28 protein-coding genes and 1 other RNA gene are annotated in these 22,071 nt (G+C 66.1%); 16 read left to right on the forward strand and 13 right to left on the reverse strand.

Annotated elements, in window-relative coordinates:
* The first annotated feature begins 268 nt into the window (after window positions 1–268).
* Window positions 269–1,750 carry an EAL domain-containing protein gene (locus ABDV78_RS02535; protein WP_343525616.1) on the forward strand — a complete coding sequence of 494 codons (1,482 nt, stop codon included), beginning with the start codon at window positions 269–271 and terminating at the stop codon, window positions 1,748–1,750.
* On the opposite strand, the gene ABDV78_RS02540 is transcribed toward ABDV78_RS02535, so the two are convergent.
* Window positions 1,725–2,300, reverse strand: coding sequence for a DUF924 family protein (locus tag ABDV78_RS02540; protein ID WP_343525617.1), 576 nt, complete (start codon window positions 2,298–2,300; stop codon window positions 1,725–1,727). The two genes, ABDV78_RS02535 and ABDV78_RS02540, sit on opposite strands and share 26 nt — an antisense overlap.
* Between ABDV78_RS02540 and mtaB the strand changes: the two genes are divergently transcribed.
* From mtaB to ABDV78_RS02555, 3 genes are read left to right on the forward strand one after another with little or no spacing between them, the layout of a single operon-like run.
* A complete protein-coding gene (mtaB, locus tag ABDV78_RS02545; protein ID WP_343525619.1) occupies window positions 2,299–3,543 on the forward strand; it encodes a tRNA (N(6)-L-threonylcarbamoyladenosine(37)-C(2))-methylthiotransferase MtaB in 1,245 nt (414 codons plus the stop codon). The two genes, ABDV78_RS02540 and mtaB, sit on opposite strands and share 2 nt — an antisense overlap.
* Window positions 3,540–4,475 (forward strand): signal recognition particle-docking protein FtsY, encoded by a 936-nt coding sequence (gene ftsY, locus ABDV78_RS02550; RefSeq protein ID WP_343525620.1) that lies wholly within the window; start codon window positions 3,540–3,542, stop codon window positions 4,473–4,475. Before mtaB ends, ftsY begins: the two co-directional genes overlap by 4 nt.
* On the forward strand, window positions 4,472–5,101 hold the full coding sequence (locus tag ABDV78_RS02555; protein ID WP_343525621.1) for a septation protein A: 630 nt from the start codon (window positions 4,472–4,474) through the stop codon (window positions 5,099–5,101). The genes ftsY and ABDV78_RS02555 overlap by 4 nt, the downstream gene beginning before the upstream one ends.
* Before the next feature lie 32 nt (window positions 5,102–5,133).
* Here ABDV78_RS02555 and ABDV78_RS02560 read toward each other — a convergent pair whose 3' ends face one another.
* On the reverse strand, window positions 5,134–6,252 hold the full coding sequence (locus tag ABDV78_RS02560; protein ID WP_343525622.1) for an SEL1-like repeat protein: 1,119 nt from the start codon (window positions 6,250–6,252) through the stop codon (window positions 5,134–5,136).
* Window positions 6,253–6,529: 277 nt separating this feature from the next.
* Between ABDV78_RS02560 and ABDV78_RS02565 the strand changes: the two genes are divergently transcribed.
* Entirely contained in the window at window positions 6,530–6,949 is a 420-nt protein-coding gene (locus tag ABDV78_RS02565; RefSeq protein WP_343525624.1) for a hypothetical protein, read from the forward strand.
* Between the two features lie 184 nt (window positions 6,950–7,133).
* Here ABDV78_RS02565 and ABDV78_RS02570 read toward each other — a convergent pair whose 3' ends face one another.
* A complete protein-coding gene (locus tag ABDV78_RS02570) occupies window positions 7,134–7,745 on the reverse strand; it encodes a superoxide dismutase (RefSeq protein ID WP_343525625.1) in 612 nt (203 codons plus the stop codon).
* A 65-nt stretch (window positions 7,746–7,810) separates the two neighbouring features.
* The gene (gene pspF / locus ABDV78_RS02575; RefSeq protein ID WP_343525626.1) at window positions 7,811–8,854 is read right to left on the reverse strand and encodes a phage shock protein operon transcriptional activator; all 1,044 of its coding nucleotides are present in this window, start codon (window positions 8,852–8,854) and stop codon (window positions 7,811–7,813) included.
* Window positions 8,855–9,030: 176 nt separating this feature from the next.
* Here pspF and ABDV78_RS02580 point away from each other — a divergent pair, with 176 nt between their 5' ends.
* From ABDV78_RS02580 to ABDV78_RS02620, 9 genes are all read left to right on the forward strand, one after another.
* On the forward strand, window positions 9,031–9,177 hold the full coding sequence (locus ABDV78_RS02580) for a hypothetical protein (RefSeq protein ID WP_343525627.1): 147 nt from the start codon (window positions 9,031–9,033) through the stop codon (window positions 9,175–9,177).
* A 31-nt stretch (window positions 9,178–9,208) separates the two neighbouring features.
* A complete protein-coding gene (gene pspA, locus ABDV78_RS02585; RefSeq protein ID WP_343525628.1) occupies window positions 9,209–9,877 on the forward strand; it encodes a phage shock protein PspA in 669 nt (222 codons plus the stop codon).
* Between the two features lies 1 nt (window position 9,878).
* A complete protein-coding gene (gene pspB, locus ABDV78_RS02590) occupies window positions 9,879–10,169 on the forward strand; it encodes an envelope stress response membrane protein PspB (RefSeq protein ID WP_343525629.1) in 291 nt (96 codons plus the stop codon).
* A 1-nt stretch (window position 10,170) separates the two neighbouring features.
* Entirely contained in the window at window positions 10,171–10,554 is a 384-nt protein-coding gene (pspC, locus tag ABDV78_RS02595; protein ID WP_343525630.1) for an envelope stress response membrane protein PspC, read from the forward strand.
* A gap of 42 nt (window positions 10,555–10,596) precedes the next feature.
* Window positions 10,597–10,893 (forward strand): hypothetical protein, encoded by a 297-nt coding sequence (locus tag ABDV78_RS02600; protein ID WP_343525631.1) that lies wholly within the window; start codon window positions 10,597–10,599, stop codon window positions 10,891–10,893.
* Between the two features lie 12 nt (window positions 10,894–10,905).
* Complete coding sequence (locus tag ABDV78_RS02605; RefSeq protein WP_343525632.1) at window positions 10,906–11,193, forward strand: hypothetical protein; 288 nt, start codon at window positions 10,906–10,908, stop codon at window positions 11,191–11,193.
* A 28-nt stretch (window positions 11,194–11,221) separates the two neighbouring features.
* Complete coding sequence (locus ABDV78_RS02610) at window positions 11,222–11,479, forward strand: hypothetical protein (protein WP_343525633.1); 258 nt, start codon at window positions 11,222–11,224, stop codon at window positions 11,477–11,479.
* A 33-nt stretch (window positions 11,480–11,512) separates the two neighbouring features.
* Window positions 11,513–11,752, forward strand: coding sequence for a hypothetical protein (locus ABDV78_RS02615; RefSeq protein ID WP_343525634.1), 240 nt, complete (start codon window positions 11,513–11,515; stop codon window positions 11,750–11,752).
* 100 nt (window positions 11,753–11,852) lie between these two features.
* Window positions 11,853–12,254, forward strand: coding sequence for a SufE family protein (locus tag ABDV78_RS02620; RefSeq protein ID WP_343525635.1), 402 nt, complete (start codon window positions 11,853–11,855; stop codon window positions 12,252–12,254).
* Window positions 12,255–12,272: 18 nt separating this feature from the next.
* Here ABDV78_RS02620 and ABDV78_RS02625 read toward each other — a convergent pair whose 3' ends face one another.
* Window positions 12,273–12,569 (reverse strand): (2Fe-2S) ferredoxin domain-containing protein, encoded by a 297-nt coding sequence (locus tag ABDV78_RS02625; protein WP_343525636.1) that lies wholly within the window; start codon window positions 12,567–12,569, stop codon window positions 12,273–12,275.
* Window positions 12,566–13,105: a J domain-containing protein gene (locus ABDV78_RS02630; RefSeq protein ID WP_343525637.1), complete on the reverse strand. Its 540-nt coding sequence runs from the start codon at window positions 13,103–13,105 to the stop codon at window positions 12,566–12,568. The genes ABDV78_RS02625 and ABDV78_RS02630 overlap by 4 nt, the downstream gene beginning before the upstream one ends.
* Before the next feature lie 174 nt (window positions 13,106–13,279).
* On the opposite strand from ABDV78_RS02630, the gene ABDV78_RS02635 reads away from it, so the two are divergent.
* The gene (locus tag ABDV78_RS02635; RefSeq protein WP_343525638.1) at window positions 13,280–14,860 is read left to right on the forward strand and encodes a SulP family inorganic anion transporter; all 1,581 of its coding nucleotides are present in this window, start codon (window positions 13,280–13,282) and stop codon (window positions 14,858–14,860) included.
* A complete protein-coding gene (locus ABDV78_RS02640) occupies window positions 14,857–15,495 on the forward strand; it encodes a carbonic anhydrase (RefSeq protein WP_343525639.1) in 639 nt (212 codons plus the stop codon). Before ABDV78_RS02635 ends, ABDV78_RS02640 begins: the two co-directional genes overlap by 4 nt.
* A gap of 56 nt (window positions 15,496–15,551) precedes the next feature.
* On the opposite strand, the gene rnpB is transcribed toward ABDV78_RS02640, so the two are convergent.
* From rnpB to ABDV78_RS02675, 7 genes are all read right to left on the reverse strand, one after another.
* Window positions 15,552–15,931, reverse strand: an RNA gene (gene rnpB, locus ABDV78_RS02645) — RNase P RNA component class A.
* 82 nt (window positions 15,932–16,013) lie between these two features.
* Window positions 16,014–16,703: an N-acetylmuramoyl-L-alanine amidase gene (locus ABDV78_RS02650; RefSeq protein WP_343525640.1), complete on the reverse strand. Its 690-nt coding sequence runs from the start codon at window positions 16,701–16,703 to the stop codon at window positions 16,014–16,016.
* Window positions 16,704–16,781: 78 nt separating this feature from the next.
* A complete protein-coding gene (locus tag ABDV78_RS02655) occupies window positions 16,782–17,678 on the reverse strand; it encodes a protein-glutamate O-methyltransferase CheR (protein ID WP_343525641.1) in 897 nt (298 codons plus the stop codon).
* Window positions 17,675–18,784, reverse strand: coding sequence for a chemotaxis-specific protein-glutamate methyltransferase CheB (gene cheB / locus ABDV78_RS02660; protein ID WP_343525642.1), 1,110 nt, complete (start codon window positions 18,782–18,784; stop codon window positions 17,675–17,677). Before cheB ends, ABDV78_RS02655 begins: the two co-directional genes overlap by 4 nt.
* A 38-nt stretch (window positions 18,785–18,822) precedes the next feature.
* Entirely contained in the window at window positions 18,823–19,188 is a 366-nt protein-coding gene (locus ABDV78_RS02665) for a response regulator (RefSeq protein WP_343525643.1), read from the reverse strand.
* A gap of 84 nt (window positions 19,189–19,272) precedes the next feature.
* Complete coding sequence (locus tag ABDV78_RS02670) at window positions 19,273–19,701, reverse strand: chemotaxis protein CheW (RefSeq protein ID WP_343525644.1); 429 nt, start codon at window positions 19,699–19,701, stop codon at window positions 19,273–19,275.
* The gene (locus ABDV78_RS02675; RefSeq protein WP_343525645.1) at window positions 19,701–22,025 is read right to left on the reverse strand and encodes an ATP-binding protein; all 2,325 of its coding nucleotides are present in this window, start codon (window positions 22,023–22,025) and stop codon (window positions 19,701–19,703) included. Before ABDV78_RS02675 ends, ABDV78_RS02670 begins: the two co-directional genes overlap by 1 nt.
* Window positions 22,026–22,071: the final 46 nt, after the last annotated feature.

The following is a 22,071-nucleotide window of genomic DNA, read 5'->3' on the forward strand; positions in this document are numbered from 1 at the left end:
TCCAAACGCAAAAGCGCCGGCGGGCGAAACCTCGCCGGCCAGCGTGCACCCTTGGGCGCTTCTCTCGCATTCCGATACGGAACGTGGCCGCGCTCCTAAGCCAAAACACCGCTCGGCGCAAGTCGGGCCCGGCGGACCCGTTCGTTAACGAATACGGCCCCGTTCGTTAACACATTATACACTCCTGCCGTGCGACCGCTTCCTCATGTACCGGTCATCCGAGGCTGCGACCAGACGCCCTGCTTCGACGCGTATCTTCGCAGGGGTGGTGGCTGGCGTCACCTTCCTCACGACCGCCGCGATCGCGTTGATCGAACTGGGAATGGACTTCCCGGCCAAGATCCTCCTGTTCGCTGCCGCAACGGCATTGACCATCGCCTATCGCCGCCTTCCCGCCACGCCTGCAACCCAGGCCGAGCAGGTGGAGCAACGCGATCCCCTCACCGGCCTCGCCAATCGGCACTTCTTTCAGGATGCGGGGCAGAAGCTGCTGGAAACCGCCCATCATCGACGGCGCGCCGTCGCGCTGCTGCTGATCGACATCGATCGCTTCCGCACGATCGCGGGATCGTTCGGGCATGAGGCGGGCGACACCCTCCTCCTCCACGTCGCGAAGACCTTGCGTGGCGAGGCGACGTCCGACGCGATCGTCGCGCGGTTCGAGGGGGATTGCTTTGGTTGCCTCGCCACGATCGACCCGCGCGCACCGGACCGGATCGAACGACTGGCCGAGCGGCTGGCGATCCGCCTGAGCCAGCCGATCCGCCTGAACGACCAGGAGTTCGCGCCCCGCGCCGCAATCGCGATGGCGCGGGCGGAGGGGGCGTCGGAGACGATCGACAAGCTCGTGCGCAAGGCCGACCTGGCGCTCATCGCCGCCAAGGCGCGCGGCGACGGCAAGCCCCTGTGGTTCGCCGCCGAGATGGAAAGCGCGATGGCCGAGCGCAACGCGATCATCACCGACCTGCGGGGCGCGGTGACCCGGGGCGACATCCAGCCCCGCTTTGACTGCCAGGTCGATCTGGGCACCGCGCGGCTGACCGGATTCGAGGTGTCTGGCCATTGGAACCATCCCACGCTCGGTCCGATCACGGCGGACCGCTTCATGCCGGTGGCCGAGGCCTGTGGACTATCCGGCGAGGTGTCGCTGTCGCTGATGCGGCAGGCGATGGCCTGCGCGCGCGACTGGGATCCATCGATCACCCTGTCCTTCCCGCTGACCGCGTCGCAATTCCAGGACGCCTGGCTGGCGCAGAAGATCATCAAGACGCTGACCGAATGCGGCTTTCCCGCCCATCGGCTGGAAATCGAGATCACCGAGAACGCGCTCTTCGCCAATCTCGCCCTGGCCCAGTCGATCGTCGTGAGCCTGAAAAATCAGGGAATCGCGCTGGCCCTCGACGAATTCGGCAGCGGCTATTCCAGCCTTGCCCATCTGCGCGCCCTTCCCTTCGACCGGGTGCGGATCGATCCCGACTTCATTTGCGACATGGCCGCCGATCCGGGGAGCGGCGCGATCGTGACCGCGATCGTCCAGCTCGGCGACAATCTGAACCTGCCCATCGCCGCCAAGGGCCTGCGCCATTCCGAAACCGAAGCGCGCCTGCGCAAGATCGGCTGCTCGCATGGGCAGGGCCCGCTTTACGGCCCGCCGCTGGACGTGGCGCAGGTCCGTCAGATGCTCGCCGAAAAGCGTCTGCTCGCAGGCGTTGCCGCCGCGCCCATCACCAGCCCGCGTCTGGCCGGCTGAGATACTCCCGCTCATCCTCGGTGGAGGCGCGACCGAGCGCTTCGTTGCGGCTGGGATAGCGACCATATCGCCGGATGACGTCCCGGTGATCGCGGGCAAAGGCCAGATTGTCCTCCCGCCCCAGCTCGGCGAACTTCGCGACGCTCAGATCCTGCATGGCACGCGATTCGGCGTGCATCAGCGGCATGTAGACAAAGGCCAGCCGGTCGGGCGGATAGTGATATTCCCACCCCGCATCGATCGCCGACAGGCACAGCTCCAGCGCAAGCGGATCGGCGGCATAGGCCTGTGCCGAGCCGCGATGCAGATTGCGCGAAAACTGGTCGAGCAGCAGGATCGCCGCCAGCAGCGTATCGGGATCGTCGCGCCAGCCGATCGCCTCGGTCGCCAGCACCTGGTCGCGCAGGCCGCCGAACCGCTCGGCGATCACCCGGTCGAGCGCGTCATCCTTGGCGAAATGCTTTTCGGGTGGCAGGGCGAACCAGAAGTCGACTATGTCCCGCGCCTCCGCGTGGACACGCCGTTCATCCATCCCTAGATCAACACTCATGTCGTCCCCTTCCGGGCCCGAGATCATCAGTCTGGGCTGTCGCCTCAACATCGCCGAAAGCGAAACGATCCGCGCGCTCGCCGCGGGCCGCGAGGACATGGTCGTCGTCAATAGCTGCGCCGTCACCAACGAGGCGGTGAAGCAGACCCGCGCCGCGATCCGCCGCGCGGCCAAGGCACGACCCGATGCGCAGATCGTCGTGACCGGATGCGCGGCCCAGATCGACCCCGCCAGCTTCGCCGCGATGCCCGAGGTCGCGCGCGTGCTGGGCAATGCCGACAAGCTGCGCCCCGAGGCCTGGGCCTCGGCCGAGCCGATGCTGGTCGCCGACCTGTCGCGCGTCGTGGAGACCGCGCCGCATCTGGTGTCGGCCTTTGCGGGCCATGCCCGCGCCTTCGTCGAGGTGCAGAATGGCTGCGACCATAGCTGCACCTTCTGCATCATCCCCACCGGGCGCGGACCCAGCCGTTCGGTGCCCGCCGGGATCGTCATCGACCGCATCGCGCGCGCAGTCGAGCTGGGCCATCGGGAGGTGGTGCTGACGGGGGTGGACCTGACCAGCTATGGCCACGACCTGCCCGGGCAGCCCAGCCTCGGCCTGCTGGTCGAGCGTATCCTGACCCATGTGCCCGCCCTGCCCCGGCTCCGCCTGTCCTCGCTCGACTCGATCGAGATCGACGACCGGCTGTTCGAGCTGGTGACGGGCGAGGTGCGGGTGATGCCGCATCTTCATCTGTCCCTCCAGGCGGGCAATGACCTGATCCTCAAGCGGATGAAGCGTCGGCACAGCCGCGCGCAATCGGTCGCCATCGTCGAACGCCTGCTGGCCGCCCGGCCCGACATCGCGATCGGCGCGGACCTGATCGCTGGCTTCCCGACCGAGGATGAGGCGATGGCGGCGGACACGCTGGCGCTGATCGACGATTGCCACATCGTCCATGCGCATATCTTTCCCTATTCGGCGCGCGATGGCACCCCTGCCGCCCGGATGCCGCAGGTGCCGCATCCCCTGCGTCGCGAACGTGCCGCACGCTTGCGCGAAGCCGCCGCACGCCGCCGTCGCGACTGGCTGGCCGCTCAGGTCGGCGTGGTCCACGATGTTCTGGTCGAACGGCCGGGGACGCGCGGCCATGCGCCCGACTTCGCCGACATTCATTTTTCCCCCGCCACCGAACCCGGCAGCATCGCCCGCGTTCGGGTCATGGCGGCGACCGAAACCCATCTGATCGGACAATTGGCATGAGTTCATCCTCCTCCTGGCACGAAAAGCTGCTCGGCGGTTTTCGTCGCACCTCGGACCGGCTGGTCGGCAATCTCGCCGGGCTCGGCACCGCGCGGCTCGACGACGATACGCTGGACGAGATCGAGGAAGCGCTGATCGCCTCCGATCTCGGCCCCGAAACGGCGGGCCATATCCGCACCCGTCTGGCCGAGGGCAGTTTCGAGCGGAACATGGAGGAACTGGGCATTCGCCTGGTTGTCGCCGAGGAGGTGGAGAAGGCGCTCGCCAAGGTCGCCACCCCGCTGGAGATCGACGCCTTCCCCCGGCCGCAGGTGATCCTGGTCATCGGCGTCAATGGTTCCGGCAAGACGACGACCATCGCCAAGCTCGCCCATCTGTTCATGGAGCAGGATTATGGCGTCATGCTGGCGGCGGGCGACACCTTCCGCGCCGCCGCCATCGGCCAGCTCGCCACCTGGGCCGAGCGGGTCGGCGTACCGATCGTGTCGGGCAAGGAAGGCGGCGACGCAGCGGGCATCGTCTATGAGGCGGTGAAACAGGCGACCGCGACCGGCATCGACGTGCTGATCGTCGACACCGCCGGCCGCCTCCAGAACAAGCGCGAGCTGATGGACGAGCTGTCCAAGATCCGCCGCGTGCTGGGCCGCCTGAACCCCGAAGCGCCGCATGACATCCTGCTGGTGCTCGACGCCACCACCGGCCAGAACGCGCTCAACCAGATCGAGGTGTTCAAGGACGTGGCCGGCGTCACCGGCCTGGTCATGACCAAGCTGGACGGCACCGCGCGCGGCGGCGTGCTGGTCGCGGCGGCGGAGAAATACGGCCTGCCCATCCATGCGATCGGCGTCGGCGAGGGCATGACCGACCTGCGCCCCTTCGACGCCAATGAGGTCAGCCGGATCATTGCCGGGATCGAGGGAGGCCGCAAATGAGCATCCCCCGAAACGAAGCGCCCCAGAAGGAGGCGAGTGCCGGCCTGAAGGCCGGGATCGAATATGGTCCGCTGATCCTGTTCTTCGCGGTCAATTTCCTTGCGCCGATGGGCCCGCTGACCCGCGTGCTGGTCGCAACGGGCGTGTTCATGGCAGCGACCGTGGCGTCGATGATCGTCAGCAAGGTGAAGCTGGGCCGCATCTCGCCGATGCTGTGGATGTCGGGCGTGCTGGTCGTCGTGTTCGGCGGCCTGACCCTGTATTTCCACGACGAACGCTTCATCAAGATGAAGCCCACCATCGTCTATGCGATGTTCTCGGCCATCCTGTTCTTCGGCCTCGTGACCGGGCGACCGCTGATCCAGATGGTGCTGGGCAGCGTCTATTCCGGCTTGACGCCCGAGGGCTGGCGCAAGCTGACGAGGAACTGGGCGTTTTTCTTCGCCTTCATGGCCGTGCTGAACGAGGCCGTATGGCGCAATTCGACCTGGGATTTCTGGGTCGGGTTCAAGCTGTGGGGCGCGATGCCGCTGACCCTGGGCTTTGCCATCGCGAATATCCCGATGCTGCTGAAGCATGGGCTGAATGCGGAAGCGGCGAAGGTCGACGAGCCGCCGGTGGAGTGACGAACTCCACCGGATCGGTCCGATCGCATAACCTATAGCGCGCCGCTCAAGGCCAGGGCCTTTTTCTTGTCATCGGCGGTCATCCGCGCCTCGAGCACCGCCATCGCCGTAGCGGCCTCCTGCTTGCCCTTCGCCGCCGCGACCTTCAGCCAAGCCCAGGCACGGGGCAGGTCGCGCTCGCCGCCCCGGCCATTGGCCAGAAGCGCGGCATAGTTGAACATGCCGTCGGGACTGCCCTGCTGCGACGCCAATTCGAACCAGCGGCGTGCGGTGGCATCGTCGCGCGGGACGAAGGTGCCGGTACGATAATAATCGCCGATCGCGACGCGCGCCTCGATCGACCCCTTCAGCGCCGCCCGTCGGTACAGGCCGAACGCCACCTCGCGGTCGACGGGGACCCCCTTGCCGCTTTCATAGGCCATCGCCAGCGCATAGGCAGCATCTGGATCGTCATGCTTCAACGCCTCACGATACCAGGCGATCGCACGCGGCAGATCGACGGCGATCCCGTCGTCGCCGTCATGCAGCATGTCGCCCACCGCCACCTGCGCGGAGGCAAGATGGCGCGTGGCGCCGCGCTTATAATCGGCGAAGGCGGCCTTGGGATCGCGGGGAATGCCCAGGCCGAAATATTCGATGTCGCCCAGTGTCTTATATGCAGCCACATGGCCGACAAAGGCCGCACGCCGGTACCAGCGGCATGCCTCCTCCATATCGACCCGGGTCCCGTAAGATCCCTGCTGATAGATGGCGCCCAGCATCATGGCGGCCTCACCCGATGCCGTATTCATCTCTGGATTGGCCGGGTCAAAGACCGGCAGATGAAAGCGTTCGACATAGTTGGTCAGCGCCGCGCGCTTCAGTGCTTCGATCGCGCGCTTATTCTCGTCGCCCTTGCCGAAACCGGCCAGCAACAGCTTGGCGACGAACAGCGCGGCTTCGTCACCACCATTCAGGTTGGTCAGGTTCTTCGCCGCATTCTCGAAATAGGGAAGCGCTTCGGCATAGCGCCCCTGGTCGAACAGCGCGAAGCCCATCGGCAGATCGGTATCCCGCATCGCATATTCGGCGGCTGCGACATAGGAACTACGGCTCGTAGCCGAACTGTGCGGCACCTGGGCCAGTTCGCTCGGGCCACCAAGAAGACTCACGCAGTTCCTCGCTGCCGCGCTATCCGCCGATAAGGCCCCCATACCATAGGCCTGCGCGCGTTGGAGTGACGTCGCGCCTGCCTCCGATCCATCGGCCTCGAAACCACCGGGGAGCGCTCCCGCCTCGGCAGCGACGGACGGATCGGCGCCTGGCAGTGCGATGTCACCGCCCGCCGCCATACCGAAACGAGACTTGCCCAAGGTGGGAAGCGGGGAGCCGATCGGGACTTTGGGCTGTGCTTTGTAATCTGGATTGCGCGGCATACGCGTTGGCTGGATGATCGGCGGCAGCGCGTCAGCATTTTGCCGCAGGATCAAGGAATACCCTGGTAAACGGCTGATAACGGCACAGATCGCCCATTTCGGTGCCTCGGCCGCGGGCAGACGTAGACGTCGGCCGAGGACGACGATCGTGTTGTCCGCGCCGATCTCGACCGGCCCCTGCTCGTCTGTCGCGGGCTTTTTCGCCACGACGCTTTGGGAAGCGGACGATGTCGCCTTGGCGGGTGACGATGCGCCGGTTTGCGCAAAGACCGGACCTGCCGCGATCAAAGATGCTCCCAGGATGGCGACATTTCCGAAGATCCTGCCAAGTACCAAATACTTGGATCGCATCACCACCTCCCTCTCACCCGGCACTACGGATTTATCCGAAGATTCCTTTGGAGAGACTATACATCCTCTTCGAGCATTGTGAAATGCACGGATGACTGGGAATAAATAAGCCACTTCTCTTTAATGCAGGCGGCACCAAGGCGTAATGATCTCCGCACCACTATAAATACTCCGAGAAGATACGGAGTATAAATCCGATTCAAAAACAAAAAGGGCGACTCCATCGGAGCCGCCCTTTCCCTTGTCCGAAACGGACAACCGCGAATTTACGCGACCGCCGCCTCGTACCGGCGACCGGCCTCGTCCCAGTTCACCACGTCCCACCAGGCCTTCAGATAGCCCGGACGGTCGTTCATATAGGTCAGGTAATAGGCGTGCTCCCACACGTCATTCCCCAGGATCGGCGTGCCCTTGTCGGCGACGACGTCCATCAGCGGGTTGTCCTGGTTCGGAGTCGAGGTGACCTTGAGCTTGCCCTCGGCGTCCGCGATCACCCAGGCCCAGCCCGAACCGAACTGGCCCGCGCCCTTGGTGTTGAATTCGTCCTTCAGCTTGTCGAGACCGCCGAACGCCTCGATCGCCTCGGCCAGCTTGCCCGAGGGCTGGGTCGTGCCGGGCTTGGTCATGATCTTCCAGAAGAAGTCATGGTTCCAGAAACCACCGCCATTGTTGCGGACGACGGCTGGGGCCGCCGAGATGTTCGCCAGGATGTCCTCGATCGACTTGCCCTGGAGCGAGGCATCGGCCTCGACCGCCTCGTTCAGCTTGTTGGTATAGGCGGCATGATGCTTGTCATGGTGGAAGGTCATCGTCTCCTTGGAGATGACCGGCTCCAGCGCATCATAGTCGTACGGAAGGGGCGGCAGTTCGAAAGCCATCGTAAATGCTCCTTTGGGTTTGCCTGTGGCAACGCCGGACACCCCAAATGGCTCCCCGAACCGCGTTACGCAACCGTTCCGATCAGATCATGACGACGAAGCGCATGGCGAAGCTGGTCATAGCTGAGCCCCAGCGCCTCCGCCGTGGTCCGCTGGTTGAAGCGATTCTCGGCCAGCGCCTTGGTCAGCAGCTCGCGCTCGAACCGCGCGACGCGGGACTTGAAGTCGGATGGCCCGACATCACAGGCCGCCACCTCGTCACCGTCGCTCATCGGCGCAGACGCGGACGGACTGGCCTGTTCGCTCTTGGCGGCGGCGGGCGACTGGCCTTGCGGGCGATAGGGCGAGCGGAAAGGATCGATCTCGATCGCGTCCACCGGCCCCTCCCGGTCCCAGCGATAGACCGCCCGCTCGACCACGTTGCGCAATTCGCGGACATTGCCCGGCCAGCGATGCTCCATCAGCGCATCGGTCGCCGCCGCACCGAAACCGGGCCAGTCGTCCCAGCCGATTTCCGCCGCCATGCGCCGCCCGAAATGATTCGCCAGGACCATGATGTCGCTCTTGCGCGCGCGTAAGGGGGGCAAGGTCACCACCTCGAAGCACAGCCGGTCGAGCAGGTCGGCGCGGAATTGATGCGCCGCGACCTTGTCGGGCAGATGCTCGTTGGTCGCGGCCACGATCCGCACATCGACACGCATGGGCCGCGACGAGCCGATCCGTGTCACCTCGCCATATTCGACCGCCCGCAACAGCCGGTCCTGCGCCGCCATCGACAGCGTGCCCAGTTCGTCGAGGAACAGCGTGCCGCCATTGGCCTCCTCGAACCGCCCCGCGCGCGCCTTGGTCGCGCCGGTGAAGGCACCCGCCTCATGCCCGAACAACTCCGCCTCGATCAGCGATTCGGGAAGCGCGGCGCAATTCATCACGACCAGCGGCTGGTCCCATCGTCCGCTCAGCCGGTGGAGGCGCTCTGCGACCAGTTCCTTGCCGGTCCCGCGCTCGCCGATGACCAGCACGGGGCGGTCGAGCGCCGCCGCACGACTGGCGCGTTCCAGTGCATCCAGAAAGGCCCCCGACTGGCCGATGACCTGACTTGTCCGATCCATTCCCAACAGGTGGCGGATTTTCCCAAGGCTTGGCAAGGGTGTAATCGTTCGGCCTGCGCAACTATTGGGGAAAACCCGCGTATTCCCGCCATTTTTGAAATTGGCACGCCTCCTGCAATGCTTCTGTCATCCCGCCATCGAGCGGACCGAGACACAGAAATCAGGGAGTTTCCACCATGTTCACCACCGACTTCACCCGCCAGATCGCCGCCATCGCCTGCACCGTCGTGATGAGCGCCACCTGCCTGATGGGCGCCCTCGCCCCCGCGCATGTCGCCACCACCACGGCTCCGGTTGCGGCGATCGAGGCACCGACCGCATAATCCCCGAATAGCCGCCATCAAGGAGTATCCGATGGGCATTTTCTCCCGCACCCGCGACATCGTCGCCGCCAATTTCGCCGACCTTCTGGACAAGGCGGAAGACCCCGCGAAGATGATCCGCATGATCATCCTCGAAATGGAGGAGACGCTTGTCGAGGTGCGCGCCTCTGCCGCCCGCACGATCGCCGACCAGAAGGAAATCCGCCGCCACATCATGAAGCTGGACCAGCTTCAGGACAGTTGGACGGAGAAGGCCGAGCTGGCGCTGTCGAAGGACCGCGAGGATCTGGCCAAGGCCGCGCTGATCGAACGCCAGAAGGCCGCCGACATGGCCGACCAGTTGAAGGCCGAAGTCCAGGTGCTCGACGATGCGCTGCGCGCGTCGGAAGAGGACATCGCCAAGCTGCAGAACAAGCTGCGCGAGGCCCGGACCAAGCAGAATGCGGTCCAGACCCGTCTGGAAAGCGCCAACAACCGCTATCGCCTGCGCGAAATGTGGAATGGTCCCAAGACCCACGACGCGTTCAGCCGCTTCGACATGCTGGAGCGCAAGGTGGACGAGGCCGAGGGCCGCGCCGAGGCGCTGGGCCTGGGCGCCAGCCCCAAGACGCTGGAGGAAGAGATCGCCGAACTGCGCGCCTCCGACCGGGTGGATGCCGAACTCGCCGCGCTCAAGGCGCGCCTGAACAAGGGAGAGTGAGATGGAAGGTGTCGCTGTCCCCTTCGTCCTCTTCGTCTCGCTGTTCATCGCGCTGCCCTGGCTGGTCCTGCATTATGTGACCAAGTGGAAGCAGGCGCCGAAGATCACCCATGAGGACGAGCAGTTGCTCGACGAGCTTCATCTGCTCGCGCGCCGCCTGGAAGACCGGGTGAACACCGTCGAGCGGATCATCGCTGCCGACAATCCCAATTTCAAACCCGGTCTTCAGTCCGAGTGGCGCCCCGAAGGCCGCCTCGGCCAGACCGACTATAGCCTCGATCGGAGGAATTGAGATGACCGCCAGCCGCACCAATTTCTACCTCGACAAGCAGAACGCCAAGTTCAAGGGCGTGTGCGCCGGCATCGCCGACTATACCGGCGTCGATGTGATGTGGATCCGCGTCGCCGCGGTCCTGCTGACCATCACCGGGGTCGGCATGCCCTGGGTGCCGGTCGCCTATATGCTGATCGCATGGATGGCGAACGCCAAGCCGATCGGGCTCTACCAGTCGGACGAGGATGCCAAGTTCTGGCAGGGCGTGCGCAGCAATCCGCGCCGTTCGACCGCCGAGGTCCGCTCGAAGTTCCGCGACCTCGACCGTCGCCTCGCCGATATCGAGCTGCATTACACCAGCCGCAACCGCCAGCTGGCCGACGAGATCGACAGCCTGCGCTGATCGCCGGGGCCACATATCAACTATCCTATGGGAGTATGGATTATGTCTTCGGGAGGACCCGGTTTCGTCCTGGCGATCATCTCGATCTCGATGATCGCGTGGGTGGTCACCACCTGGATCCGTGCGAAGCACGGCTATAGCCTGGAAAATGAATGGGGAGGCATGACCCACAAGGGCGACCTTGGAGAGAGCCGCAAGGTCGAACTGCTGACCGCCGAGAACCAGAAGCTGGTCGGCCAGGTCAGCCGGTTGGAAGAGCGGATCGCCGTCCTGGAACGGATCGCCACCGACCCCGCCGAGCGGACCGCGCGCGACATCGACGCGCTGCGCGATCGCTGAGGGAGAGAAGCGATGCACGATTTCGCTATCCTGATCCCGCTCTTTGGCATCAGCTGCGGCATGGTCGCGATCATCGGCGGCGTCGTCATCAAGCCCTGGTTCGCCTATCGCGAAAAGCGGCTGGCCACCGAAGCCACGATGGTCGCGGAAAAGGCGGCGCAATATGCCGCGCAGACCGAACGGCTCGAACAGTGGGTCCGGGTGCTGGAGCGGATCATCACCGATCGCGGCCTGGCGCTGAGCGATGAGATCGACGGATTGCGCGCACCGGGCGAAACGCCCGCCCGCATCGAACACTGACACAAGATTTCAGAGGGGAGTTACCGCCATGTCCGGTTCACAGTTCATGGTCGTCATGATCGTCGCGATCGTCATGATCGCCAGCATCTTCAAGGCCAAGCATCGCCGATCGCCCGGCCTCGACATCGTCGAGCATCTGCGCGGCGAAGGGGCCCGCGACACCCAGGCGCTGCGCGGCGAGATCCAGCAGCTCAAGGAGCGTATCCAGGTGCTGGAGCGCGTCATCACCGATCAGCACAAGAGCATCGATCTCGATCGCGAGATCGAGCGCCTGCGCGACCGCTGATCCCACCATTGATACGGACAGGGAGCCCGGATCATGACCGACATCAATCTTTATATCGTCATCGCGACCGCTGGCCTTGCCGGACTGGCGATGATCGTCACCGCTGGCCTTGCCGGCTGGCGCGGCTGGCTGCAGCTCAAGAGCCGTGAGCTGGATCGCAGCCACGACATGCCCTACCCGCCCGCCAGCTCGGCGGCATCGCGGATCGAGATGGCCGACCTGAAGGAGCGCATCCGCAAGCTCGAAGCCATCGCCGCAGGCGTCGACCTCTGACGCCTGGCCGGAAGGCATGGGGAATGGCCCTCCCCCCTTCCCGCGGATGATATACCCACCGGCTTGTCCCGAGCGGACGCAGGAGCTAGCGGACACTCCCATGTCCGACCTTGCCGAAATCCGCGACGAATATGAATTCCTCGACGCCGACGATCGCTACCGCCTGTTGATCGATCTCGGCCGCGCGCTGGAGCCGATGCCCGACGCGCTGAAGACCGATGCGACGCTGGTGCGCGGCTGTTCGGCGTCGGTCTGGGTCTATCCGACCAAAAGCGAGGGCGAGACGCTGCATTTCCTGGCGGATTCGAACGCGGCGATCACCAAGGGGATCATCGCGCTCGTCCTGAAGACCGTGCAGGACAAGACCCCTGCCGCGATTCTGGCGACCGATATCGAGGGCCAACTGGCGCCTTTCGACCTGAGGAACCAGCTAAGCTCCAACCGGACGCAGGGGATTCCGAACATGATCGCACTGATCCGGGAGACGGCCGGACGCTATTGAGGGATATCCCTCAAAGGATCATCCCGCCCGCCCCAGTCGCGCCGCGACCGCCTCGACATCCTCGTCGGGCGTCACGACCAGCCATTCGCCCGGCCGTCGCCCATCCACCAGCGTCACCGCATGTTTCGGACAAAGCCCAAGGCACTTGGTCTCGACGACCCCGACCGAGGCCTTGCGCCCCTTCCCGAAAATCCGCCGGAGCGCCTTGGCAAGCGGGGTCTTGCCCTTCGGCCCGAAGCCACCGCCGACCTTTTTCGAGCATTTGCCGCAAACCAGGACCGTCGCTTCCCACTCCGCCTTGGCGCGGCGGATCATTCGGGCTTCCAGCTCCGCCGCTCCTCGGCGGCACGCAGGACCTCATAAGCGGCCTGGACCTGCTGGAACCGGGTGGCCGCTTCCGGGTCGTTGGGGCGGACATCGGGATGATTGGCCTTGGCCAGCCCGCGCCAGGTCGCGCGGATCAGGTCGAATTCGGCATCCGGCTCCAGCCCCAGCGCGTCCAGCGCGCGCATCTCGTCGCGCGAACGGCTGCCGTCCCCCGGGCCTGCCCAGGCCTGATGCTTGGACTGGGCATAGCCGGCACTCGTCCGCCGCTCGGACGCTTCGCGCGCGGCGGCTTCCTCCGCGCTCAGCCCCTGAAAATAGTCCCAGCCGCGATTATACTCGGCGGCATGCGCCTCGCAGAAATACCAGCGGTCGGGGCTGTTGGGCGATTTGGGCGCGGGACAATTGCCCGGCTGGTCGCACCCATGCCGGTCACAGATTCGCACGGGCTTGGCCTCCCGCGCCGCGCCATAGCTGCGCCAGCGAGGGAAGCCCCAGTCATTGGATCGGGTAGAAGATCGCGCCACACCGGCCGATTTAAGCGAGTTGCGCGCGCGTGCAAGCACCCCGGCGGGCACTTCATGAAAATGCCACCCGGAAATGCTTGACCGGTGATCGGCCGCTCGTTCATGACATATCCGTCATTTTATATTCATGTCCGTATCGGACATATGCCGACCCCATCGCTGTCAGGAGTCACCGTGGCCGACCGTCGTTCCTTCCTGGCCACCGCAAGGGCGGACGTGCCGGCCTCGATCGTGGTGGCGCTCGTCGCGCTGCCGCTCTGCCTCGGCGTCGCGGTCGCGTCCGGCGCCCCGCCATTTGCGGGCATGATCGCCGGTATCGTCGGCGGCCTGGTCGTCGGCTTTCTGTCCAAATCGCCTCTGTCGGTCTCCGGCCCCGCCGCGGGCCTGACCGTCATCGTTTTCGAGGCGATCGAGCGAATGCCGAGTTTCCAGGTCTTCCTGCTCGCCGTGACGCTGGCGGGTGTTCTCCAACTCGCCTTTTCCTTCACCCGCGCGGGCGTGCTGGCCGAATTCGTCCCCTCCTCGGTCATCACCGGCATGCTGGCGGCGATCGGCCTGATCCTGATCCTCAAGCAGATTCCCCATGCCATCGGCTATGACGGCGATTTCGAGGGGAGCTTCGAATATGCCAGCCGCGCCGGCGGCAACACCTTCACCGACCTGTGGGCCAGCGTCAGCCGGGATATCTCACCCGGCGCGGTCCTGATCGGTGGGATCTCGCTCGCCTTCCTGTTCTGGTGGGATCATGCCAAGCCCAAACAGGGTCCGCTGCGCCTGCTCCCCGGTCCGCTGGTCGTCGTGGTGATCGGCGTGGTCGGCAACATGATCCTGGGCGCGCTGCGCCCCGAATGGCAATTGTCGGGCAGCCATCTGGTGCAGGTGCCGGTCGCGGGCAGCGCGTCGGAGTTCGTCGGCCAGTTCCAACTGCCCGACTTCTCGGCGATCGGGCTGGGGGCGGTCTGGACCACCGCGCTCACGCTGGCGATCGTCGCCAGCCTCGAATCGCTGCTCAGCGTCAAGGCGGTCGACGAACTCGATCCGCGCCGCCGCACCACCGACAAGAATTGGGAATTGATGGCGCAGGGCGGCGGCAACATTGTCTCGGGCCTGCTCGGCGGCCTGCCCGTCACCTCGGTCATCGTCCGCTCCTCGGCCAATGTCGATTCGGGCGCCGAGAGCAAGATGTCGACCATGTTGCATGCCACCTGGCTGCTGCTCTCGGTCGCGCTGATCCCGGCGGTACTGAACCTGATCCCGCTGGCCGCGCTCGCCGCCGTGCTGATCGCCACCGGGTACAAGCTGTGCAAGCCCAAGCTGTTCACCGAACGCTACAAGCAGGGCTGGACCCAGTTCATCCCCTTCATCGTCACGATCCTGGCGATCCTGCGCACCGACCTGCTGATCGGGATCGTGGTCGGCCTGGTCGTCGGCTTCGTCTTCGTGGTGGCGCGCAACTTCCGCCCGGCCCTGACCTTCGCCTGCGATGGCGAGGACTGCCTGATCCGCGCCCGGCGCAACCTGTACTTCATCCATAAATACGAGTTGCAGAAGGTGCTGGCCAGGGTGCCGGACCATGCCAATCTGCTGATCGACCTGTCGTCGACCTCCTATGTCGACCTCGACAATATCGACATCATCAATGCCTTCATCAAAGGCGCCGAATATCGCGGCATCCATGTGATCGTGCGCAGCGACATCGCCGAGCGGACCGCCCCCCTGATCAAGGCCCCATCGACGGGAGTGCGCTACGCATGAGGGAATATAAGCAGCTCCTGCTCGCCAATAAGGCATGGGCAGCCGAACTCCTGGAGGAGAAGACCGACTTCTTCCAGCGCCAGACGCTTGGGCAGAAGCCCGACTTCCTGTGGATCGGCTGTTCCGACAGCCGGGTCACGCCCGAACAGATGACCATGACCCCGCCCGGGGGCATGTTCCTGCACCGCAATATCGGCAATCTGGTGCACGACGACGACCTCAACCTGTTGTCGGTCGTGCAATATGCGGTCGACGTGCTGGGGGTGCGGCATGTCATCCTGTGCGGCCATCATGGCTGTGGCGGGGTACGCGCGACGCTGGAGGGCGGGACCGCAGGGCCGCTCGACCAGTGGCTGGGCAATGCCCGCGACGTCCTCCACCGCCACCGCGAAGAGATCGACGCCCAGCCGGACCAGGAGGCCAAGATCAACCGGCTGGTCGAGGTCAACGTTATGGAGCAGCTCCGCCATCTCGCCCGGCTGGATACCGTCCAGAAGGCCTTTGCCGCGGGGCGGGAGCTGTGGCTGCATGGCTGGGTCTATGACATTCGCGACGGGCATATCAAAACCCTGCTGGAGATCGACGCGAGCACCGATCTCGACAGCCTGGAGCGGCCGGACAAGGTTCTGATCTGATCGGCCGTCGCGCGCCGCATGATGTGCCTCGCACCATGCGGCGCGGGTCCGTGACGTCAGCCAGAGGGCCTGTAAGCCGGGTTCTGTCCACCGGCAGAGCCGGATGGGCGACCATTCTTCTAGGACGATGCTCGCACATCGCCTCAAGCAACCAACCCGGACAGCGGGCGGGAACACGCCCCGACGCTTGCGCGCCATGCCATCCCTATTCGGTCTTGCTCCCGGTGGGGTTTGCCATGCCGTTTCCGTTACCGGACCCGCGGTGCGCTTTTACCGCACCCTTTCACCCTGACCTGGCCGAAGCCGTGGCCGTCTGCTCTCTGTGGCACTGTCCCTGGGGTCACCCCCGCCGGGCGTTACCCGGCACCGTCGTTCCATGGAGCCCGGACTTTCCTCGCCCCCGGTTTCCCGAGGCCGCGGCCGCCCGGCCCTCTGACTGGGGGCGGATGTAGCCTTATTGGCGGCGAGGGCAAGGGGTTTGTGGGTCAGGCTTCGGGATGGGCTTCGCCTCGCCCCCCTCAATCATCCCCCTGCGGTCGCGGCAGGAGCAGCGCCAGCAGGATCATCCGGCACTCGGCATCGATCTCCCCATCGATCAGTTCGGGGCGGAAGCGCCGCTGGAACGCCATGATCGCCGCCATCCGGTCGGTCACGTCATAACCGAAGCGCTCCAGCGCGAGGCAGAAGCCCGCCTCGGTCCACATCGGGTCCATCAGGTTGCGCGTCGGGCGCGGCAGCGCCAGTCGCCGCCGGGCGAGCACACCCCAGGGAAACAGCTCACCCGGATCGCGCTTGCGGGCGGGCGCGATGTCCGAATGGCCGACGATATTGCCGCGCGTGATGCCGTGGCGCGCCTGGATATCGGCGACCAGCTCGATCACCGCCGCCATCTGCGCGTCGGGAAACGGGCGATAGCCCCAGTCATGGCCGGGGTTGACGATCTCGATCCCGATGCTCGCGGAATTCACGTCGTCGATGCTGCGCCAATGCGACCTGCCCGCGTGCCAGGCACGATGCTCCTCCGCGACCATGCGCAGGACCATGCCGTCCTCGGTGACCAGATAATGGCACGATACCTTGGCCTCCGGGTCGCGCAGTCGCGCGATCGCCGATTCGGCGTCCTGCATGCCGGTATAGTGCAACACGATCATCGATATGGGCAGGGTACGCGCGTCGAAATTGGGTGACGGCGTGTCGACGATCGTCATGCAACCTCCTGCACGGCCCTCATTTGGTGCCATGCCCGACGCCCCTGTTAGCCGCATCGTCGCGCGAAGGATATGGCCTCATGCAGCCGTGAGGGGATCGGCGGCCGCGCTCTTCTCATACATGCCGCGCCCCGCCGAACTGAGCTGGAACAGGTCGGTCTGGCCCAGCACCGTCTCGCCCGCCCCCAGCATCAGCCAGCCCGAGGGACGCATCGCCTCCGCGATCGTGCGATAGGCGCGGGCCTTGGCCTCGGGTGCAAAGTACAACATGACGTTGCGACACAGCACCAGGTCAAAGCCGCCCGCCGGGGGCGCATCGGCGACCAGATTGGTCTGGCGGAAATGGATATGGCGCAACAATTCGGGGCGTGCCGCCCATTCATTGCCCGGCCGCCCTTCGAACCAACGGACGAGATGCCGGATCGGCAGGCCGCGCTGCACCTCGAACTGGGTGAAGATGCCGGTCCGCGCGCGCGTGATCGCGGCGTCGGACACATCGGTCGCGATGATCTCCGGCATGGGCGTGTCGGTATTCGGGCTGCGCTCGGCGAACAGCATCGCGATCGACAACGGTTCCTGCCCGGTCGAGCAGCCCGCGCTCCAGATGCGCGCGCGGCGGCCGGTCCGCTCCACCTCGGCGACCAGTTCGACGATATGGTCGAAGACGTGGATGTCGCGGAAGAAGGATGTCTCGCCATTGACCAGGGCATCGACCACGCGGTTCGCGAGCATCGGCTCGCGTCCATCGAGCAGCGCGGTGACGAGCTGGTCCAGCGTATCCAGGCCCCGCTCGCGCATGAGCGGCAGCAGCACGGTATCGACCCGCAGCGAGCGATGGCTGACGATCTGCTGCCCGGTCCGCGCCTCCAGCAGCGCGGTGAGGACGCTGAGCGCGCGCGACGGCATGGCGGCTTGCGGCGGCGGTGCCATGGTCCGGGCGGGGATGGCCGAAGGCAGGCCGATGCCAGATGTCATCGCCGTCCCCCTGCCTTCATCGCCAGCATCGCGCCGATCGCCTGGGGCGAAAGGACGGCATCGGCCAGATGCCGCGTCACGACCGCACCGGGCATGCCCCAGACGACCGAGCTTTCCCGATCCTGCGCGATGACCGTCGCTCCCGCCGTCTTCAAGGCCCGTGCCCCCTCCAGCCCGTCGCGGCCCATGCCCGTCAGCACGATGCCCCAAGCTCCCTCGCCCCACACCTTCGCCATCGACGCGAACATCGGATCGACCGAGGGCAGACAGCCGCTGGCGGCGCGCTCGCGCCGCAACCGGATCGCCGCGCCACCGTCGGGCAGGCGTGCGAAGGTCATGTTCGCGTCGCCCGGTGCGATCACGATGCGGCCGGGGCGCAGCCGCAGATGATCCGCCGCGATGTCGCAGGGGCGGCGCGCGACGGCGGCGAGCTGCGTCGCGAAAAAGGTCATGAAGGTGGCCGGAAGATGCTGCGTCACGACGATCGGGACGGTCAGCGTCGGCGGCACCAGTTCCAGCAGCTTGGCCAAAGCATGGATGCCGCCGGTCGATGCGCCGATCCCGATGATCAGCGGCAGGCCCGGTCTTGGCGAGGTGGCGACCGGCGAGGGCGTCCCGGGGTGCGCCGCCACGGTGCGTTCCGTGGGGCCGGCCAGCGCATCGAGTTTCTGGAGCAGCGTGGCCCCGAACTCCGCCAGGCCCTGGGGCCTGGGCTTGACCAGCGTGTCGGCCGCGCCATGCGCCATGGCCTGCACCGCCGCCGCGCCACCGTCCGAGGTCGATGCCGACACGATGATGATGCGCGCGCCCTGTCCCGCCGCCAGCAGACGGGGCAGCGCGGTGATGCCGTCCATGCCCGGCATCGCGACGTCGAGCAGGATGATGTCGACCTTATGCTCGGTCAGGAACGCCAGCGCCGCCTCGACATGCGCGACCGCGCCCGCCACGGCGAAGCGGGCGTGCGGCTCGATCGCGCGCGCAATCAGCGCCCGCGCCACCGCCGAGTCGTCGACGATCAGGATGCGGGCCGGTGCGCGGTCATCAACCCTGGCCTCGATCCCGGCATCCCGCCCGGCCTGGGGGGGCGAAAAGGCGGATGAGGCCATGCCGTGGCGGTCCCGAACGCGCGCTTGACCGAGGGGGCTCAGATGATGCCGACCAGCTGGAGCTTGCTCTCCAACGTGTCGCGATCGAACGGCTTCATGATATATTCGTCCGCCCCGGCGTCGATCGCCGCGCGGATATGCGCCATGCCGTTTTCGGTCGTGCAGAACACGATGCGCGGTCGCCGCTCCAGCTTGGCCTCGCGCAGCGCACGCAGGAAATCCATCCCGCTCATCACCGGCATGTTCCAGTCGAGCAGAATGACGTCGGGGACCGATTCGAGGCATGCCTCCAGCGCCTCCCGCCCGTCGCCCGCTTCGCGGACCTGAAGGTCCAACGTCTCCAATATGTGACGCGCCACCTTGCGGATCACCTTGGAGTCATCGACGACGAGACAGGTCTTCATGAAGGAAAACGCCCTAGTAACAGCACGAACCCGATGGGCCCATCCGCCAGTCTAGCGCACAGAAGTAAGGACCGAGTTAACGGATCAGCAGGCCAGCGCCATCGGCGGCGGGACCAGTCGGGCGAGGTCGAGCACGAGTAGCGGCTCGCCGTCGCGCACCACCAGGCCGGCGGCGGCGCGCGACCAGCCGCCCTCGCGCACCGTGGTATGCGGCATCGGGCTGGTGTCGAAGGTTTCGATATCGTCGAGCGCGTCGACCAGCATCGCGTAATAATGACCGTCCTGCAGCGTGATGACCGCGCGACGGATATGCGCCGCCGTCGGTTCCAGCCCCAGCGCCAGCCGCGTGTCGACCACGGTGATCACGCGGCTTCGCAAGGCGGTCAGCCCACGGACGGAGGGCTCGGCGCGCGGCACCGCCACGACCTCGCCGATATCGACGACCGAATCGACCTGGTCGGCGTCGAACACCACGCCCTGGTCGGCAATTCGGGCGATCAGGAACAGCGGCATCAGCGACCACCCCGGCGGGCATGACCGGCAAGCGCGGCGATCAGCGCGGGACGATCATAGCGATAGATGGTGTCGGGATCGTCCAGCCCGTCACGGTCGCGTCGCAACCGCACGACCGGCGCACCCGATCCGTCGCCGACCACGGCGTCGTCATCCATCATCAGGCGAACCGCAGGCGTGTCATTTGCCTCCGCTGTCAGGGCGCAACGATAGCCGTTCGCCTCCAGCACCGGACGCAGGAATCGGTCCATCCACAGCGCCCCCGTCCCATCGAGCAGGCAGAGGGGCGGCGCGGCGGCATTCGGGGCGTCCCCCGCATCGACGAACAAGGCCAGCGGATCGACGATCTCGATCGCCTCTCCCTGCCACACCGTCACGCCCAGGACAGGGCCCGCACCCGGCGCGGCCGCGATGTCGCCGGACAACTGGATGATCTCCAGCGCGGCGGCCATGGCATAGGCGCATTCGGCATCGCCATCGGTCAGGCGAAGCACCTCGATCTCGCCCTCGGCCAGCAAATCCTCGACGGTCACCTCCAGGGCGTGGTGCAGCGGGATCGTCGTGTCGCCGACGACCAGCCGGACGCGGCCACCGGACCGGTGGATCGCACGGGTCGCGGCCTTTTCCACCCGGTCGATCGCCCCCAGCGGGATCGCGCGGCGCACGCCGTCGATATCCTCGAACAGCAGGGCGGGCTGCGCACTGTCCTCCTCCGCCTCCTCCGTCGCGGCGATGACCTCGCGATGGAAACAAAGGCCCGCCGCATGGGCCAGGCCGCCGCCATCGAGCAGCAGCATCGGCAGCCCGCTGTCGGGCAGGGTCTGGCCGGCATAGAGGCCCATCGCCATGACCGCGGGTGCGGCGGGCTTGACCACCACCTCCTCGGTGTCGAGCACATCGTCGACGCCCAGCGCATAATCGCCGTCGCGCGTCGATACGATGACCAAAGTCGAGGGATCGTCCTCGCAAACCCCCAGAAACGGGCCGAGCGGCAGCATCGGCAGGCGTCGCCCGCGCACGGTCGCGATGCGGACCGCACCGACCGGATCGATCCGCACCTGGTCGCCCCGAACCTTGACGATCTCCTCGATCGACTGACGGGCGATGGCGAAGCGCTGTCCTCCCACCGCGACGACGATGGTCGGCATGATCGACAGGGTCAGCGGCACATGGATGGTAATGGTCAGTCCCTGGCCGGGGCGATTGTCGAGCGCGACGCGGCCGCCGACATGCTCGATATTGGCGCGGACCACATCCATGCCGACGCCGCGCCCCGACATGGTGGATACGGTCTCTCGGCTCGACAGTCCGGGCTCGAACACCAGCTTCAGCTTGTCCGCCTGGCTCATCGCCGCCACTTCGCCGACGTCGCGCAAGCCGCTGGCCACCGCCTTCGCGGTGATGCGGGCCACGTCGATGCCCGCGCCGTCGTCGGCGATCTCGATCAGGATCTGGTTGCCGGACTGACGCGCGGTGACGCCGATCTGTCCGGTCGGCGACTTGCCCTTGCGGCGACGTTCGGCGGGAGTCTCGATGCCATGGTCGATCGCGTTGCGGATGATGTGGACCAGCGGGTCGCGCATCATCTCGATCATCTCGCGGTCCAGATCGACGTCCGCCCCCTCGATCCGCAACGCCACCGCCTTGCCCAGTTCGGCCGCCGTGTCGCGGACCATGCGGGGCAGAGCGGAGAACAGCCCGTCCACCTTCTGCATCCGCGTCCGGGTGACCGTGTCGCGCATATCGGCGACGGTCAGCGACAACCGATCCAGCGCCGCCTCGACACGCGGTTCGAGCACATCGTCGCGCAGGCGGCGCGCGAGTTCGTTGCGCGCCAGCACCATGTCGGACATGCCGCTCATCATCCGGTCGAGCAGATCGACGCTCAGGCGGATGCTGCGTGGTGCCGTGCGTGGGGGCACGACAGGGCGCAGGACCGCGGCGGCGGGGCTCTCTTCGGGCTGGGCCAAGGCGGCGATCAGATCGTCGTCGTCCGAATCGTCATGCGCCGTGCCCGCCGCGATCGACTCGACGACGGCGCCGATCCGGTCGACGATCGCCAGCACCGCATTGACCATCCGGGTATCGGCGGTGCGATGCCCGTCACGCAAGGCGGCGAGGACATCCTCGGCCGCATGGCTCAACCGGGCCAGACGCTGAAGATCCAGGAAGCCGCAACTTCCCTTCACCGTATGGACGAAGCGAAATATCGCATCGAGGCGCGCCCGGTCGTTCGGCGCGGCTTCCCACGCGACGATCTCGCCGGACAGGGCCTCCAGCGTCTCGCGGGTCTCGGCAATGAATTCCTGCAGCAGGTCGTCCATAAATCCCCGAGGGAACGCAACTTCGCGCTCCCTCATGCCGCCACAA

It is taken from the genome of Sphingomonas sp., from assembly GCF_039594485.1.
Taxonomy (GTDB): Bacteria; Pseudomonadota; Alphaproteobacteria; order Sphingomonadales; family Sphingomonadaceae; genus Sphingomonas.